Annotated in this window: 1 protein-coding gene; it reads left to right on the plus strand. The window is 66.2% G+C overall.

Annotation, left to right across the window (positions count from 1 at the left end; translation table 11 throughout):
- On the plus strand, nucleotides 1–370 hold a 370-nt coding region (locus IO30_RS41075), incomplete at both ends, for a (Fe-S)-binding protein (protein ID WP_037895507.1).

Raw genomic sequence — 370 nt, forward strand, 5'->3', positions numbered from 1 at the left:
CTGCCCGCACTGCTTCAACACCATCGCCAACGAGTACCCGCAGCTCGGCGGCGAGTACGAGGTCATCCACCACACCCAGCTGCTGCAGCACCTGATCGATGAGGGACGCCTCACGCCGGTGACCCCGGTGGACGGGCTGATCACGTATCACGACCCGTGCTACCTGGGCCGGCACAACAAGGTGTACACGCCGCCGCGGGAGATCATGTCGGCGGTGCCGGGGCTGCGGCAGCAGGAGATGCACCGTCACAAGGAACGCGGTTTCTGCTGTGGTGCGGGCGGCGCCCGGATGTGGATGGAAGAGCGGATCGGCAAGCGCATCAACAACGAGCGCGTCGAGGAGGCCCTGTCCCTGAACCCGGACATCGTC

It is taken from the genome of Streptomyces xanthophaeus, assembly GCF_000725805.1.
Lineage (GTDB): Bacteria > Actinomycetota > Actinomycetes > Streptomycetales > Streptomycetaceae > Streptomyces > Streptomyces xanthophaeus.